Raw genomic sequence first — 13,519 nt, 5'->3', positions numbered from 1 at the left:
GCCGGCCCAGGCTCCGAGCGTCGTGTACGGGTAGCACTCGAAGTGCCCGACCGCGTCGGCCGCCACCGGGACGACGCCGTCGTCGTAGACACCGCCGGCTCGCTCGAGGCGCTCGCCGAGGGTGCGCCCGCCGAGCCAGGGCAAGGAGGCGCTGCTCGCGTTGGCCGAGACGTGCCAGCGACCGTAGGCGCGCGCCACGAGCCGTTCGCTGGCCCGCATTCCCGTGGCGTTCGGCACGAGCACCGGGGCGTCGATCGCGACGACCGAACCGGGCGTCGACCAGCGCAGGACCCAGGCCTCGACCTCGTCGACCCCGCGGGCCCAACCGGCGTCGAGCACCGTCCCGTCGGCGTCGACCACAGCCAGGCCGGTCTCGTTCGCGGGACGCTCGGGTGTCGAGTCGCGCCAGGCGAGGTCGACGCCGAGGTAGCGGGGCCGGGGTGTGGTCACCGTCTGACCGTACTCGCGGCCGATACTGTCCCCATGCCCACCAGCACCCGCACCCCGGCCGACCTGCGTCGCTGGCGGCGCTACCTCGCCGACGAACGCGCCGAGGAGTCGACCTACCGCGACCTCGCCCGCCGCCGCGACGGCGAGGAGCGTGCGATCCTGATCGCCCTGGCCGATGCCGAGGGCCGTCACGCGCAGCACTGGGTCGACCTCCTCGGCGACGACGTCGGACGCCCGGCCCGGACCGACCTGCGCACCCGCGTGCTCGGGGTGCTGGCCCGTCGCTTCGGCTCGATCTTCGTGCTCGCGCTGGTGCAGAGCGCCGAGGCGCGGTCGCCCTACGCGACCGACGCGGACGCCACCGACGCGATGGCCGCCGACGAGCGCATCCACGGCGAGGTCGTGCGCGGGCTCGCCGAGCGGGGTCGCAACCGCCTGTCGGGGTCGTTCCGTGCGGCGGTGTTCGGGGCGAACGACGGGCTCGTCAGCAACCTGGCGCTCGTGCTCGGCATCAGCGCGTCGGGCGTCGCGAACCACGTGGTGCTGCTGACCGGGCTGTCGGGGCTGCTCGCCGGGGCGTTGTCGATGGGGGCGGGCGAGTACGTCTCGGTGCGGTCGCAGCGTGAGCTGCTCGACGCCTCCACCCCCGACCCGACGGCGCGGCAGGTGCTGCCCGACCTGGACGTCGACGCGAACGAGCTGGCGTTGGTCTACCGGGCGCGGGGCATGTCGCCGGACGAGGCCGAGGCCCACGCGCGGCAGGTGCTCGCGGGCGTGGGGCGAGGAGCCTCGTCGCCGAGCGCGCCTCCTGCCGGGGCCGCGCCGGGCGCCGCCACGGCCGGCTGGGCATACGCCCCGGACCAGGAGGCGCGCTCGGCCGACGAGCCCGCCACCCACGAGACCCTCGGCACGGCCTTCGGCGCTGCCGCCTCGAGCTTCTGCTTCTTCGCGTCCGGGGCCGTCATCGCCGTGCTGCCCTACCTGTTCGGGCTGTCCGGTCTCGCGGCCGTCGTCGTGGCGTCCGCCCTGGTCGGCGTCGCCCTGCTCGGCACCGGTGCCGTCGTCGGGCTGCTGTCGGGGGCGAGCCCGGTCAGGCGGGCCCTACGTCAGCTCGGCATCGGGTTCGGAGCGGCCGCCGTGACGTACCTGCTCGGGCTGCTGTTCGGGACGGGTGCCGCGGGCTGAGCCCGGCGGGCACGCCGAGCCGGCCGGTCGGGCCTGCGGGTGCGTCAGGCCTTGCGGTCGAGCTTCCACGCGATCCAGCACGTGACGAGCACGACACCGGCCGCGGCCAGGCGCGCACCCATCAGCACCCCTTGGCCGGTCGACGTCGTGAGGCTCATGTCGGAGCCGATGCCGATGCTCCAGATCGCACCCGACAGGGTGAGGCAGACGACCAGCGCGAGGCCGAGCACCACCGAGGTGGCCCCGTGCGACCGCGGGCCGACGTCGTCGCGACCGCGAGGGTCACGCGACAGCCGGGCGGCACCGATGCGCACGAGACCGAGCCAGAGCAGCGCCACGGCACAGGCGCCGACGACGTCGCTGCAGCGGTGCCAGCCGAAGGCGACGGTCTGCTCGGCGACCACGGCCGCGAAGGCCGCACCGACCATGTAGAACAGCGGCCGGGCGTGCCGGCCGAAGGTGGTCATGATCGCCAGCACGGCGGCGACGGCGACCGTCACGTGCCCGCTGGGGAAGCTGTTGCCGTAGAGCTCGCCCGTCAGCTCGGGACGGGGCGCGAGCTGCTTCAGCACCTGGGTGGTGACCGTGGCCCCGACGATCAGCACACCCGCCTGGACGGCCGAGCCGGGTCGCCGGCGGAGGAACGCCACCACCATCGTGAGGGCGACGACCAGCAGCACGGCCGGCGGGGAGATGGCGTCGAGCGCGACCCCGGACTGCAGCAACGTGGTGCCGTCGACCGAGCGGAGGATGCTGTCCTCGATGGACTGGCCCGGTTCGGTGAGGACGGCGATCGTGTAGACGCCCGCCAGCACGACGAGCGACGCCGACGACGCGACCACCCAGCGACCCGTGGCCCGTCGACGGACCGCCGGGGGCGTCGAGAGGGTCGGGTGAGCAGTCACCGGACGAGCTAACTACACGTCGCCTGGAAACCGGCTCGGTCCGACCTGCCGATGCGCCGGGGTCGGCACGACTCACAGCGGGGGTGCAGGTGATCGCGGCGTCGTCCCCCGTCCGCGCTCCATCAGCCGCCAGTCGCCGCCGGCGAGCGGGGTGAGCGTGACGGTCGTGTAGACGACGGCGACGATGCCGAACGCGACCGCCAGTCCGATGGTGTCGGCGGCGAGGCCGCCGAGCAGGGCGCCGATCGGGATGCCGGCCCAGGCTCCGGCCGTGACCAGCCCGAAGACCCGTCCGCGAAGGTGTTCGGGGGTGCGCTCGAGCTGCACCGTGCCGAGGATCGGGTTGAGCGCGCCGGCGGCCAGCCCCGACAGGGCCGTCGCGGCGACCAGCACGGGCAGCGGGGCGCCGAGGGCGAACGCCAGGCTCGAGGGGCCCCCGGCGAGGGTGAAGCAGACGACGAAGGTGACGCGGCGCGGCACCCGGTGGGCGACGAAGCCGAAGGCGACGTTGCCGACGAGGGCGCACCCGCCCATGGTGGCGACGAGCAGCCCCAGGGCGGCCGCGCCTCCCAGTCGGTCGTTCGCGTAGAGGGGCAGCAGGGTCGACCCTCGGGCGGCGTCGAGCAGGTTCGTGACCAGCACGAGCGCGACGATGAGCCGCATCAGGGGGTCGCGGACGACGAACCGGGCTCCCTCGGCGAGGTCGGCCCGGTAGGAGGCGCGGGTCGGCTCGGTCGGCTCGGTCGGGTGGTCGTCTCTCGGATTCGGTGATCCGGTCCGTACCGGATCGGGCGCGGGGACGAGCGCCCCGGTCAGGGCGGCCGACACGGCGAAGGTGGCGGCGTTGACGAACAGCGACGCGACCGGCCCGACGGCGGCGACGAGCAGCCCCGCGATCGAGGCCCCGATCAGCTTGGCGAAGCGCTCGGACCCGTCGATCAGCCCCACGCTGCGTTCGATGCGCACCCCGGCCCGCTCGGTCAGCCCGGGCAGCATCACCCGGCGCGCCACCTGCCCGGGGCTGTCGAGCAGCCCGCCCACGAACACGAGCGCGAGCAGGGCCCAGAACGGCAGTCCGACGGTGAGGGCGAGCACGGGCATCGCGAGGACGGAGGCGCCGCTCACCAGGTCGGCGACGATCGCGGCCCGTCGGCGCCCGACCCGGTCGACGACGACGCCGCCGAGCGGTCCGCCGATGATCACCGGAGCCGTGGCGAACGCCGCCGCGAGCCCGACCTCGGCCCCCGACCCCCCGAGCCCCAGGACGTAGAAGGGGACCGCGAAGGCCGTCACGACGTTGCCGGTCTGCGAGATCGCGTGGGCCGCGACCAGGGACGACAGGGCGACGCGGGCGGTGCGACCAGGGCGCCCGTCGTGGGGCCGGTCGGTGCGGCCGAGGTGAGGGGCGTCGTCGGTGCCCCGCGCCTCCTCGGCTCGTCCGTTCTCGCTCACGACGGCCCTCAGGGGCGGCGGTAGGACTGGTAGACGAGCACGACCGACTCGGCGCCGTCGTCGGTCGCCGGGTCGTGTGCGGCACTGGCGTCGAGCCACCGGTCGACGACGGCCTCGAGGTCGCGGCGCAGGGCGGCGAGCTCGGTCACCGTGAGGCGAAGGCTGCGGTCACCGCTCGCCCCGGCCGCGACCCACTCGCGGGGCAGGGTGGGCGTCGCGTCGACGTACTCGCCGAAGCGCGCCGCGTACACCTGACCGATCGACTTCTGCAGGGCGGACGAGGCGACGAGGCGGTCGGGGTCGTCGAGCAGCTCGGCGGGCTCCCAACTGGTGAGCTGGGCGGTGGCCTGCCACCAGCGCTCGCGGCGGTCGTCGGTCTGCGGCTCGGCGGGCCCGATGAGGTCGATCGAGGCGAGCTTCGACAGGTGGTAGCTGATCGTCCCCGGGGCCTCGTCGACGGCGTCGCCGAGCTGGGCGGCCGTCTGCGGGCCGCGTTCGCGGAGGAGGCCGAGGAGGCGCAACCGCGTCGGGTGGGCGAGCACGCGCATCGAGGCGGCGTCGGTGAGGGTGTGGCGGGAGGTCTCACGCGGGGTCATGGAGTCGACGGTAGGTGCACAAGAGGTGTTGCGCAAGAGGTGTTGTGCTTTCTGGTGACTTCCTGGGCGGGCAGGCCGACCGGTCGAGCCGTGAGTGTGGTGGGTGTCGCGGGCGGAGGCCGAGCCCGCGGCGCATGCTCGGAACACGACCGCCGGACAGCCCGGCGCGCAGGAGGAACCCGATGACGAAGACCCCGGACGACCCGCACGGCACCGACGAGACCGACCTCGAACGCAGCGGCAACAGCAGCGGCGAGGGTCACGGCGACCACACCGTCGGCGAGCGGGACGACCGCCCCGTCGAGATCACGAGCGAGAACCACCCCGACGGTGGCACCGGCTCGCGCACGCTCGACGACGGACCCGCCGACGACGCCGTCCCCACCCGTCAGCCCGGCCAGGCCGAGGCCGGCCAGGTCGACGAGCTGATCGGCGACTACAAGGGCGACGGCGAAGGCAAACACACCTACTGACACGACCCGAGGAGGCGCGGGTCGGCTCGATTCGCGCCCCGCGCCTCCCTCGTGTAGTGTTTCCTCTGGCCAATCGGCCAGAGAAACGCGCCTGTAGCTCAACGGATAGAGCATCTGACTACGGATCAGAAGGTTGGGGGTTCGAGTCCCTCCAGGCGCACGCGACTCGAAAGCCCCTGCCCTACACGGCAGGGGCTTTCCTCGTCTTCGGTGCTTGTTCGGCCGCCTCCGGCGGCGTGCGCCTTCGGCGCGAACTCGCACGGGACGAGGCTCGGCGCTTCGCGCCGCGCCCGTCACCACTCCTGCCCGCGCTCGGTGGTCGAGTGGTCGCGAACCGTCGTTCGTGGCGGGACGAAGGACGGTTCGGGACCACTCGATGTCACGCGGGGGCCGAGAGGGCAGAGTGCCGCCTCCGGGTCAGGGGGACGAGGCGAGGGCGGCGAGCTCGGTGCGGCTGCGGGCACCGAGCTTGCGCAACAGGTTCGAGACGTGGAACTTCACCGTGTTGTCGCTGATGCCGAGCGCTGCCGCGATGTCGCGGTTCCGGTCACCGGCCGCCACGCGGTGCAGCACCTCGCGCTCGCGCTCGCTCAGAGCCCCGACCAGCTCCCACGGCTCGTTCGACGGCGGCGGGTCGAGCGGCAGGCGCACCGTCAGCTCCGAGCCCCACCCCACGGTCGACGCCACCGTCAGCTCGCCCCCGACCCCCGAGACCTGCTCGGTGATCGGCCGCAGGGCGTCGTCGTGTGCCGTCAACTCGCCCGCTCCGTCGTCCCGGATCGCGATCAGCAGGTTCAGGCCGTCGCAGTCCCACTGGATGCGCACCCGACGCGCGTCACCCGCGTCGACGAAGGTGAGCACGGCGTTCCGGACGACGGCCCGGGCCACGTGCGCCACGTCGCCCGGCAGGGCCCGACCCGTCGCCGGCGGCTCGACGAACTGGACGTCCAGGTCGCCGAAGCGCACGAGCGGACGCAGATCGGACCGGAGGCGCGCGAAGGCGCCGACGACCGGCTCGAGGGTCGTGCCCCGGTCGCGGTCGGAGCCGGTCCTCAGGGCGACCAGGGCCCCCGCCGCGACGTCGATGGCCTCGGCCCGCGCCGCCCGGTCGTCGAGGCGTCGCGAGCGCAGGGCGGCCAGCACGGACTCGAGCGTCATCGCATGCCGGTCCACCAGGTCGGCGGTCGCCCGAGCGTGCTCGGACGCCAGCGTCCGGGCGAGGGCGTCGGAACCGGCTCGGGTGGGGCCGTCGTGCACGGTGTGGCTCATGGGCCCACACTAGGCGTCCACCTACCCGACGCCGCCCTCCCTACCCGAACGGGTGGGTGGGACGCCCCCGTCGAGGGGCTGCTCTCACAGCATCGTCGGACCAGGATCGAAGGCAACGGGATCGACGACGTACTAAGAGGCCCGATCGGGCCCCGTCGCCCCCACGAGGAGCACCACATGAAGCTGCAGTTCGCCATGGACACCCTGACCACCGACGCCGCCCTCGAGCTGGCCGCCGCCGCCGCGCCCAGCGTCGACATCATCGAGCTCGGCACGCCCCTGATCAAGGCCGAGGGCTTCCGCGCCATCACCGCCATCAAAGAGGCGCACCCCGACAAGATCGTCTTCGCCGACCTCAAGACGATGGACGCCGGCGAGCTCGAAGCGGGCGAGGCGTTCAAGGCCGGCGCCGACCTGGTGACCGTGCTCGGCGTCGCCGGTGACAGCACCATCGCGGGTGCCGTCAAGGCCGCCAAGGCCCACGGCAAGGGCATCGTCGTCGACCTGATCGGCGTCGGTGACAAGGCCGCCCGCGCCAAGGAGGTCGTCGCGCTCGGTGCCGAGTTCGTCGAGATGCACGCCGGGCTCGACGAGCAGGCCGAAGAGGGCTTCACGTTCGAGAAGCTGCTCGAGGCCGGCAAGGCGTCGGGCGTGCCGTTCTCGGTCGCCGGTGGCGTCAAGGCCGCCACCGTCGGCTCGGTCCAGGACGCCGGAGCCGACGTCGCCGTCGCCGGTGCCGCGATCTACTCGGCCGACGACGTCGCCGGTGCCGCCGCCGAGATCCGCGCCGCCATCAAATAGCAGCACACGCACCACCCGCAGCGGCTCACGAGAGAGCGCTGACGCGCAGGAGGCGCGGTGTCGGTCGGACCGGCACCGCGCCTCCTCGTCGTCCCGCGGTCAGCGGGGCGCGTCGACCAGGCGGGCCGAGACCGACACCACGACCTCGTCGCCTGCGAGGCCGGAGGCGGCCAGGCGTCCCCGCAGCGCGTCGGCCGCCCGGGCCAGCGTCTCGGGCGTCGGGGAGTCCAGCGCGGTCGCCACGTGGGCGGTGACGGACACCGAGCCGGCCGCCCGCGAGATCTCGACGAGGCCGGTCGAGCCCGCGAGGTCGAGACCGGCCGCCACGGCTCGCACCGCACCCTCGACGACGGGGTGCGCGTCGAACACGTCGACCACGCCCTCGACGCCGCGGAGCACCTCGGTCAGGTCACGGGACAGCAGGTCGTCGCTCATCGGTCGTCCTCCCTCGCCACGAAGACGTCGTCGACGAGCACGTCGACCCGGACGACGGTCAGCCCGGTGTGCCGCGTCAGCGTCTCGGTGATGCGCGTGCGCAGCTCGTCGGCGACGGCGCCGAGGTCGAGTCCGTACCGGGCCGCGGCGGTCACCCGCACGACCACGTCGGCCCCCGCCGTCGTCAGGTCACCCTCGAAGGCCGTCGATCCGAGCACGACGCCGGACTGCTCGTCACCGGCCCGGCGCACCAGCCCTCGTGCCGCGGCCTCCGTCACGCTCAACCGCACCGCGGGGTCGGGGTGCCCCACCGGGATCTCGCGTCCGCCCACGACCTCGCGTCGGATCGAGTCGAGCAGGCCGTCGATCCAGGCGCCGTCGCGGTCGGGCTCGCGGGTGGCCCGGTCCTCGAGGGAGGCGCGGGACAGGTCGTGCACCCGGGCCAGCGACTGCAGGTAGAGACGGCAGGCGGCCGACCCCTCGATGGCCGGGTCGCGGGGGGTGCGCCCCGCGTCGAGGTAGTCGACGAGGCGGTCGACCGGGATGCCGTCGACCGTGTCGTCGGTCTCGGGCACGTCGAGGGGGGAATGGTCGTCGATGCTCATCGCCACGCCTCCATCTCGGTGATCAGGAACGCCCGGGCCCGCGCGATCTTGCCCCGGACCGTCGAGACGGGCAGGTCGAGGGCCTCGGCGATGTCCGCGTACGAGTAGTCGGCGGTCTCTCTCAACAGCCAACACCGTCGCTGGTCGAGGGGGAGCTTGTCGAGGGCCGACCACATGGCGTCGAGCTGCAACCGGGCCTCGACCACGCGCTCGGGCGTCTCGTGTCGCGGGGCCGACACCTCGAGCCGGTCGACGTCGTCGTGGTCGCGCCGGACCCGCAGACGGTCGACCGCCTTGTTGCTGACGATGCGCATCAGCCAGTTGCGCACCCGGGACGGGTCGTCGAGGTCGGCCAGGCGCCGCCAGGCGGTGAGGAACGCGTCCTGCACGACGTCGTCCGACTCGAGGTCGGAGCCCAGCAGGCGCGCGGCGTAGACCCGCATCAACGGTCCGTGTCGGCGCGCGATGACCTCGTAGGCGTGGACGTCGCCGTCGCGGGCCCGCACGGCCAGCGTCGCGTCCGCGGCGTCGAGGAGGGGGTCGTCGGTGGTGATGACGACCTCCTGCGATCGGACGGGGCGGGACGGGACGCGGCGGAACCCAGGAGGCGGGGGCCGGACGGCCCGCGCCATGCCTCTTGACTACCACCCCGTGCCCGGATCGGGGGACGTGATGGCCGAAATGTGAGTGGTGGTGAATCGTTGCCTGAAAGCTGGCTGACCCACCATGACACCCGCCGTGCCCCATGCGTCTGAATGATGTGACCCGCTTCACGGGCACCCCGACACCGACCGGTCCACCGGTCCAGAGCAAGGAGCAACCATGAGCAACGTGACCCCCTCCACCAGCACCGCCGCTGCCAAGACCACGCAGTCCCACGCCGCCGGCAAGAACACCATCGCCGAGGGCGTCGTCTCGAAGGTCGCCGGCATCGCAGCCCGCGAGGTGCGCGGCGTCCACGACCTGGGCAACGGTGCCGCCCGTGCCATCGGCGCGATCCGCAACGTGATCAACCAGCAGGACCGCGGCCAGGGCGTCTCGGTCGAGGTCGGCGAGAAGCAGGTCGCCGCCGACATCGTCATCGTCGCCGAGTACCCCGTCGAGCTGCAGAAGGTCGCCGACGACGTGCGCAAGTCCGTCACCGACGCCATCTCGCAGGTCGTCGGCATGGAGGTCACCGAGGTGAACGTCACCGTCTCCGACGTGTACATCCCCTCCGAGGACAACGACGACGACACCGACGACAGCCGCGTCAAGTGACCGCCACGACCACCGGCATGCTGGTCGGCGCCGTCCTGGCGCTGACCGCCCTGGCCTTCGGCTTCTGGGCTTTCGTGTTCGTCGCGATCGCCATGGCGATCGGATTCGGCGTCGGCCGTGTCGTCGAGGGCAAGCTCGACGTCCGCGGCCTCGCCGACGCACTCCGCGGGCGGCGGTCGTCGTGACCGCGGCGGTGACGGCCGACCGGGCCCTCCACGGCCGGAACAAGATCACGTCACGTGCCGTGCGTCGGGTCGTCTCGGCCGTCACCGCGGAGGCCCTCGAGGTCTCCGCGTCGAAGGTGTCGGTCGAGCTGGCCGACCACGACGGCGCTCTCAGCGTGATCGCCAAGACCCCCATCCGGGTCTCGCCCCTGGGCGTCTCCGAACGCCGTTCGGGCACCCTGCTGGACCGCCTCACGGCGGCCCAGTCCACCATCCGTGACCGCGTGCTGCAGCTGACCGGGTCGAGCATCGACAAGGTCGACCTGCAGATCACCGGTGCCGACATCCGAGAGAGGAAGCGCGTCGCATGAGCACCGCATCGCTCTACAAGCGCATCGTGCGCCGTGAGACGCACTCGTCGCGGGCCGGCATCGCCATCACCCTCGCCGTCCTGCTGATCGTCGCCCTGGCGTGGATCGGCACCGAGGCGGTCCTCGAGGCCGTCGGTACGGCACCGCTGCTCCTGGCGCCGACCGACCTCGTCGGTTCGACCCTCGACGCCGCGAGTGCTCCCGTCGGGGTGCTGACGGCCGTCGCGGTCGTCGTGGCCCTGATCGGGCTCGTCCTGATCGTCGTGTCGCTCGCCCCCGGTCGCCGGGGTCGTCGCGGGGGTCGAGCCGAGCGCACCGTGGCCGTGGTCGACGACCGGGTCATCGCCCGCTCGCTGGCCCGCACCGCGAGCTACGCCGGCGACGTCGACCCCTCGCAGGTCAGCGTCAGCGTGGGCAAGCGCAGCGCCCTGATCGAGGTCACCCGCACGTCGGGCCGTCAGACCGACGTCCGCAGCATCGACGAGGCCGTCCGCGACGAACTGGACGCCTACGACTTCAGCCCGGCCCTGCGTCACAAGGTCAAGTTGTCCGAGAAAGGAACGGTCGGCTCATGAACAGCACCAATCGCGCTCTGAACCGCATCGTGGTCTTCGTCATCGGCCTCGTGCTGCTGCTCGCCGGCGGAGCCGTCGCCGTCGGCGCCCTCCTGCCCGACGTCCAGCAGACCGTCTCGCAGGGTGCCTCCGACGTGAAGGGCCCGACCACCGACGCCCTCACCGACCAGCCGTGGATCCTCTGGGTCGTCGCGGTCGTCAGCCTCGTGCTGATCATCCTGCTCGCCTGGTTCGCCCTGCGACAGGGGCACGGCCAGACCGGCACGCTGCTCACCGTCGACGAGGGTTCGCGTCGCGACCAGACCACCGGTGGTCGCCTGGTGATCGACGCGAAGGTCGCCGAACAGGTCCTCGAGGAGGCGCTGGCCGACACCCCGGGCATCGTCTCGGTCGACGTGACCGCCTTCCGCGTCAAGCGCGAGTCGGTCCTGCGGGTCACCGCGAACGCCCGTCGGGGCGTGTCGCCGACCGAGATCCGCCGGAGCATCGACCAGGCCGTCGCCCACTGGGACGGCGTCCTCGGCACCGAGACGCCCGTCGTCATCCAGATCAACGGCGGACTGCGCAGCCAGATGTCGTCCGCGACACGGCTCGACTGACGCCCGTCGCCCCACCGCACGGACGGCCCTCGCCCTCGACCGAGGACGGGGGCCGTCCGTCGCACCATCCACGTTCCCCGATGAAAGGCCGGTCTCATGAACGAGTCCACCCACCACGTCACCCCCATCGACATCGACGCTGCGGCGTCCACCGAGGCCACCTCGCCCGAAGAGGTCCTCGAGCACACGATCGGCGTCACCGTCCTCGGCGTCTCGGGCGTCCACGCCCTCGGCACCTCGACCCAGCGACTGGCCGATGCCCTGCGCACGGCGATCGGCACGGGCTCGGTCCCCGGCGTCCGGGCCGGCACCACCGACGAGGGACTCGTGGTCGACATCGCCGTCGTGGCCGAGTACCCGACCAACGTCACCACGCTGGCCGACACCGTCCGCACGCAGGTCCAGCACGCCGTCGGGCAACTCGACGGCGAGGAGGTCACGGTCAACGTGACCGTCACCGACGTGCACGGCCCGTTCGACTCCGACGAGGACGCCGCCGACAAGGTGAACGCCGCGGCGGACACGGCGAAGCAGGCCGTCTCGGACGCCGGCGACAAGGTCGGCGCCGCCGCCTCCGCCGCGGGTGACCGGGCGAAGGAGGCCGGCGAGAAGACGAAGGCCGCCGCCGGTGAGGCACGGGACCGCGCCGCGGATGCGGCGGGCGACCTGTCCGACAAGGCCCGCGAGTTGGGTGACAAGGCCGGCGAGGTCGCCGAGCAGGCGAAGGCCACCGCCGCCGAGGTCGGCGAGAAGGCGGCGGACAAGGCCGACGACGTCGCCGACGAGGCACGTAACGTGGCCGACCAGGCGAAGGACGCTGCCGCCGACGCCCACGACTCCGCGGCGGACCGCGGCGACGACGCCCGCTCGACGACCGCCGACGCCACCGACGCCGCACTGGACAAGACGTCCGAGGTCGTCGCCGGCGCCCGCGAGAAGGCTGCCGACGCCGTGGACGGCGTCGCCGACGCGGTGGACGAGAACCGGGCCTCGGACGACGACGCCCCCCGCGCCTCCTCGGGAGACGCAGGCCACACCGAGGGCGCCGACGTGACCGTGACGGTCGACGGTGGCACGGTGACCGTCGAGATCGACTCCGACAGCGATGCGCAGGTCGTCGTCGACGGCGACGACGTCGCGACGACGGAGAAGTGATGTTCGGGCGGCGCACCACGATGACGACCCGACGCCCCCGGCCACGGGCCGTCTGGGCCGCCCTGGTGACCTCGGTCGTGATCTGCGTGCTGATCGTCGTCGGCGTGCTGCTGCCCGTCCTCACCCTGATCGGTGCGGCGGACGGCGGCACGGCGGGCGCCCTCGACGTGCCCGTCGGCTCGATCGCCGCGGCGATCGCCATCGGTTACGTGCTGGCCCTGGTCTTGCTGCTGCTCGTCGTGAAGGTGCGCAACGGCGCCCTGGCCTGGGTGCTCGGGGTGGCGGCCGTGATCTCGACGCTCGTCGTGTCGCTGTGGCCCCTCGTGGCCGTCGCCCTCGCCGGTGTCGACCAGGTGCAGGACCTCATCCCGTTCATCCAGGACCTGGTCGCCCGGTTCTGGCCCGGCAACTGACCGGTCCCGAGGTGGACCGACCCGTCTAGGCTGAGGCGGTCGTCGGAAGGGGTCCGGCGCGTCACCGGGGGATCATCATGCGCTTCACCACCACACCAGCACTCGCCACCGTCACCGGGGCCGTCGCGCTCACGCTGCTGCTCGCCGGCTGCACCGGCGGCGGTGACGACTCCGGTGACGCCGGTCGGTCGTCGTCGGGTCAGGCGACGGCCACGGCCGACGCCGCCGAGCAGGCGTCCGGCGAGTTCACCCTGCCCGCCGACTGCGACGCCGCGGGCGTCGTGCTGGGTGATCTCGTCACGGGGCGGACCCTCGTCGCCGAGACGTCGACCATCGGCGACGACGAGGCGAACTGCACGTGGACCAGCGAGGCCGACGGGTCACGCGTCGGGTTCATCGCGACGGTGAAGGAGCTCGACGCGGCCGGGATGGACGCCGAGGTGCCCGAAGAGGGGAACGTCGACGGGCTCTCCCTCGACCAGGTCGACGACGAGCGCGTGGACGCCTTCGACGGTCGGGCCTTCGTCGCCACGGCCGATGCCGACGCACCGGTCGTCGGGGGCGGTTCGGTCGTCCTGACCCCGCACGGTCTGCTGAGCATCTTCGTCGCGGCGCCTGCCGGGTCGCCCGCTCCGATCGAGCCCGCCCGATCGCTCGATCTCGTCTTCGACTTCCTCGACTGACGCGAGGCCTCGAGGAGGCGCGGTGCCGGTCGACCGGCACCGCGCCTCCTCGGTGTCCCCCTAATGGTGGGCATGACGCGGCGAGGGCTCTGTGGCATCGTTGCAGGGTTCGGAGACGGCGCGCTCCC

Annotated in this window: 19 protein-coding genes and 1 tRNA gene; 12 read left to right on the top strand and 8 right to left on the bottom strand. The window is 73.1% G+C overall.

Annotated features, from left to right (window positions below; translation table 11 throughout):
• Window positions 1-450: DUF429 domain-containing protein (locus SZ60_RS16700; protein ID WP_156155641.1), on the bottom strand; the 450-nt coding region annotated here is incomplete at its 3' end.
• Window positions 451-483: 33 nt separating this feature from the next.
• Between SZ60_RS16700 and SZ60_RS15735 the strand changes: the two genes are divergently transcribed.
• A complete protein-coding gene (locus tag SZ60_RS15735; protein ID WP_043597640.1) occupies window positions 484-1,635 on the top strand; it encodes a VIT1/CCC1 transporter family protein in 1,152 nt (383 codons plus the stop codon).
• A 44-nt stretch (window positions 1,636-1,679) separates the two neighbouring features.
• Here SZ60_RS15735 and SZ60_RS15730 read toward each other — a convergent pair whose 3' ends face one another.
• From SZ60_RS15730 to SZ60_RS15720, 3 genes are all read right to left on the bottom strand, one after another.
• Complete coding sequence (locus SZ60_RS15730) at window positions 1,680-2,540, bottom strand: phosphatase PAP2 family protein (protein ID WP_156155640.1); 861 nt, start codon at window positions 2,538-2,540, stop codon at window positions 1,680-1,682.
• A 72-nt stretch (window positions 2,541-2,612) separates the two neighbouring features.
• On the bottom strand, window positions 2,613-3,992 hold the full coding sequence (locus SZ60_RS15725; RefSeq protein WP_082060220.1) for an MFS transporter: 1,380 nt from the start codon (window positions 3,990-3,992) through the stop codon (window positions 2,613-2,615).
• Between the two features lie 8 nt (window positions 3,993-4,000).
• Window positions 4,001-4,588, bottom strand: a complete 588-nt coding sequence (locus tag SZ60_RS15720; protein WP_043597639.1) for a helix-turn-helix domain-containing protein — start codon at window positions 4,586-4,588, stop codon at window positions 4,001-4,003.
• A 182-nt stretch (window positions 4,589-4,770) separates the two neighbouring features.
• On the opposite strand from SZ60_RS15720, the gene SZ60_RS15715 reads away from it, so the two are divergent.
• Window positions 4,771-5,061: a hypothetical protein gene (locus tag SZ60_RS15715; RefSeq protein ID WP_043597638.1), complete on the top strand. Its 291-nt coding sequence runs from the start codon at window positions 4,771-4,773 to the stop codon at window positions 5,059-5,061.
• An 87-nt stretch (window positions 5,062-5,148) separates the two neighbouring features.
• Window positions 5,149-5,221 (top strand) — tRNA-Arg (locus SZ60_RS15710).
• Window positions 5,222-5,478: 257 nt separating this feature from the next.
• Here the strand turns inward: SZ60_RS15710 and SZ60_RS17330 are convergent.
• Entirely contained in the window at window positions 5,479-6,330 is an 852-nt protein-coding gene (locus SZ60_RS17330; protein WP_043597637.1) for a LuxR C-terminal-related transcriptional regulator, read from the bottom strand.
• A gap of 177 nt (window positions 6,331-6,507) precedes the next feature.
• On the opposite strand from SZ60_RS17330, the gene hxlA reads away from it, so the two are divergent.
• Window positions 6,508-7,131, top strand: a complete 624-nt coding sequence (gene hxlA / locus SZ60_RS17325; protein ID WP_043597635.1) for a 3-hexulose-6-phosphate synthase — start codon at window positions 6,508-6,510, stop codon at window positions 7,129-7,131.
• Between the two features lie 99 nt (window positions 7,132-7,230).
• Here the strand turns inward: hxlA and SZ60_RS15695 are convergent, their stop codons facing one another.
• Genes SZ60_RS15695 through SZ60_RS15685 form a run of 3 tightly spaced genes read right to left on the bottom strand, consistent with a single transcriptional unit; the run spans window position 7,231 to window position 8,803 of the window.
• Complete coding sequence (locus SZ60_RS15695; protein ID WP_043597633.1) at window positions 7,231-7,566, bottom strand: hypothetical protein; 336 nt, start codon at window positions 7,564-7,566, stop codon at window positions 7,231-7,233.
• Entirely contained in the window at window positions 7,563-8,171 is a 609-nt protein-coding gene (locus SZ60_RS15690) for an Asp23/Gls24 family envelope stress response protein (RefSeq protein WP_043597669.1), read from the bottom strand. The genes SZ60_RS15695 and SZ60_RS15690 overlap by 4 nt, the downstream gene beginning before the upstream one ends.
• A complete protein-coding gene (locus SZ60_RS15685; RefSeq protein ID WP_082060218.1) occupies window positions 8,168-8,803 on the bottom strand; it encodes an RNA polymerase sigma factor in 636 nt (211 codons plus the stop codon). Before SZ60_RS15685 ends, SZ60_RS15690 begins: the two co-directional genes overlap by 4 nt.
• A 190-nt stretch (window positions 8,804-8,993) precedes the next feature.
• Between SZ60_RS15685 and SZ60_RS15680 the strand changes: the two genes are divergently transcribed.
• The 8 genes from SZ60_RS15680 (at window position 8,994) to SZ60_RS15640 (ending at window position 13,391) form a co-directional block, all read left to right on the top strand.
• Window positions 8,994-9,431, top strand: a complete 438-nt coding sequence (locus SZ60_RS15680) for an Asp23/Gls24 family envelope stress response protein (RefSeq protein ID WP_043597631.1) — start codon at window positions 8,994-8,996, stop codon at window positions 9,429-9,431.
• Window positions 9,428-9,616, top strand: a complete 189-nt coding sequence (locus SZ60_RS15675) for a DUF2273 domain-containing protein (RefSeq protein ID WP_043597628.1) — start codon at window positions 9,428-9,430, stop codon at window positions 9,614-9,616. The genes SZ60_RS15680 and SZ60_RS15675 overlap by 4 nt, the downstream gene beginning before the upstream one ends.
• Entirely contained in the window at window positions 9,613-9,966 is a 354-nt protein-coding gene (locus SZ60_RS15670) for a hypothetical protein (RefSeq protein ID WP_043597627.1), read from the top strand. Before SZ60_RS15675 ends, SZ60_RS15670 begins: the two co-directional genes overlap by 4 nt.
• Window positions 9,963-10,541: a DUF6286 domain-containing protein gene (locus tag SZ60_RS15665; protein ID WP_043597626.1), complete on the top strand. Its 579-nt coding sequence runs from the start codon at window positions 9,963-9,965 to the stop codon at window positions 10,539-10,541. Before SZ60_RS15670 ends, SZ60_RS15665 begins: the two co-directional genes overlap by 4 nt.
• Window positions 10,538-11,140 (top strand): hypothetical protein, encoded by a 603-nt coding sequence (locus SZ60_RS15660; RefSeq protein ID WP_043597625.1) that lies wholly within the window; start codon window positions 10,538-10,540, stop codon window positions 11,138-11,140. The genes SZ60_RS15665 and SZ60_RS15660 overlap by 4 nt, the downstream gene beginning before the upstream one ends.
• A gap of 96 nt (window positions 11,141-11,236) precedes the next feature.
• Entirely contained in the window at window positions 11,237-12,295 is a 1,059-nt protein-coding gene (locus SZ60_RS16695; protein ID WP_052505465.1) for an Asp23/Gls24 family envelope stress response protein, read from the top strand.
• A gap of 20 nt (window positions 12,296-12,315) precedes the next feature.
• On the top strand, window positions 12,316-12,708 hold the full coding sequence (locus SZ60_RS15645) for a hypothetical protein (protein ID WP_082060222.1): 393 nt from the start codon (window positions 12,316-12,318) through the stop codon (window positions 12,706-12,708).
• A 77-nt stretch (window positions 12,709-12,785) separates the two neighbouring features.
• Window positions 12,786-13,391, top strand: coding sequence for a hypothetical protein (locus SZ60_RS15640; protein WP_043597619.1), 606 nt, complete (start codon window positions 12,786-12,788; stop codon window positions 13,389-13,391).
• Window positions 13,392-13,519 lie beyond the last annotated feature (128 nt).

This window comes from Frigoribacterium sp. MEB024, assembly GCF_000878135.1.
GTDB lineage: Bacteria > Actinomycetota > Actinomycetes > Actinomycetales > Microbacteriaceae > Frigoribacterium.
The sequence above is the reverse complement of the archived record's forward strand: the minus strand, read 5'-3'. Positions and strand labels throughout refer to the sequence as shown.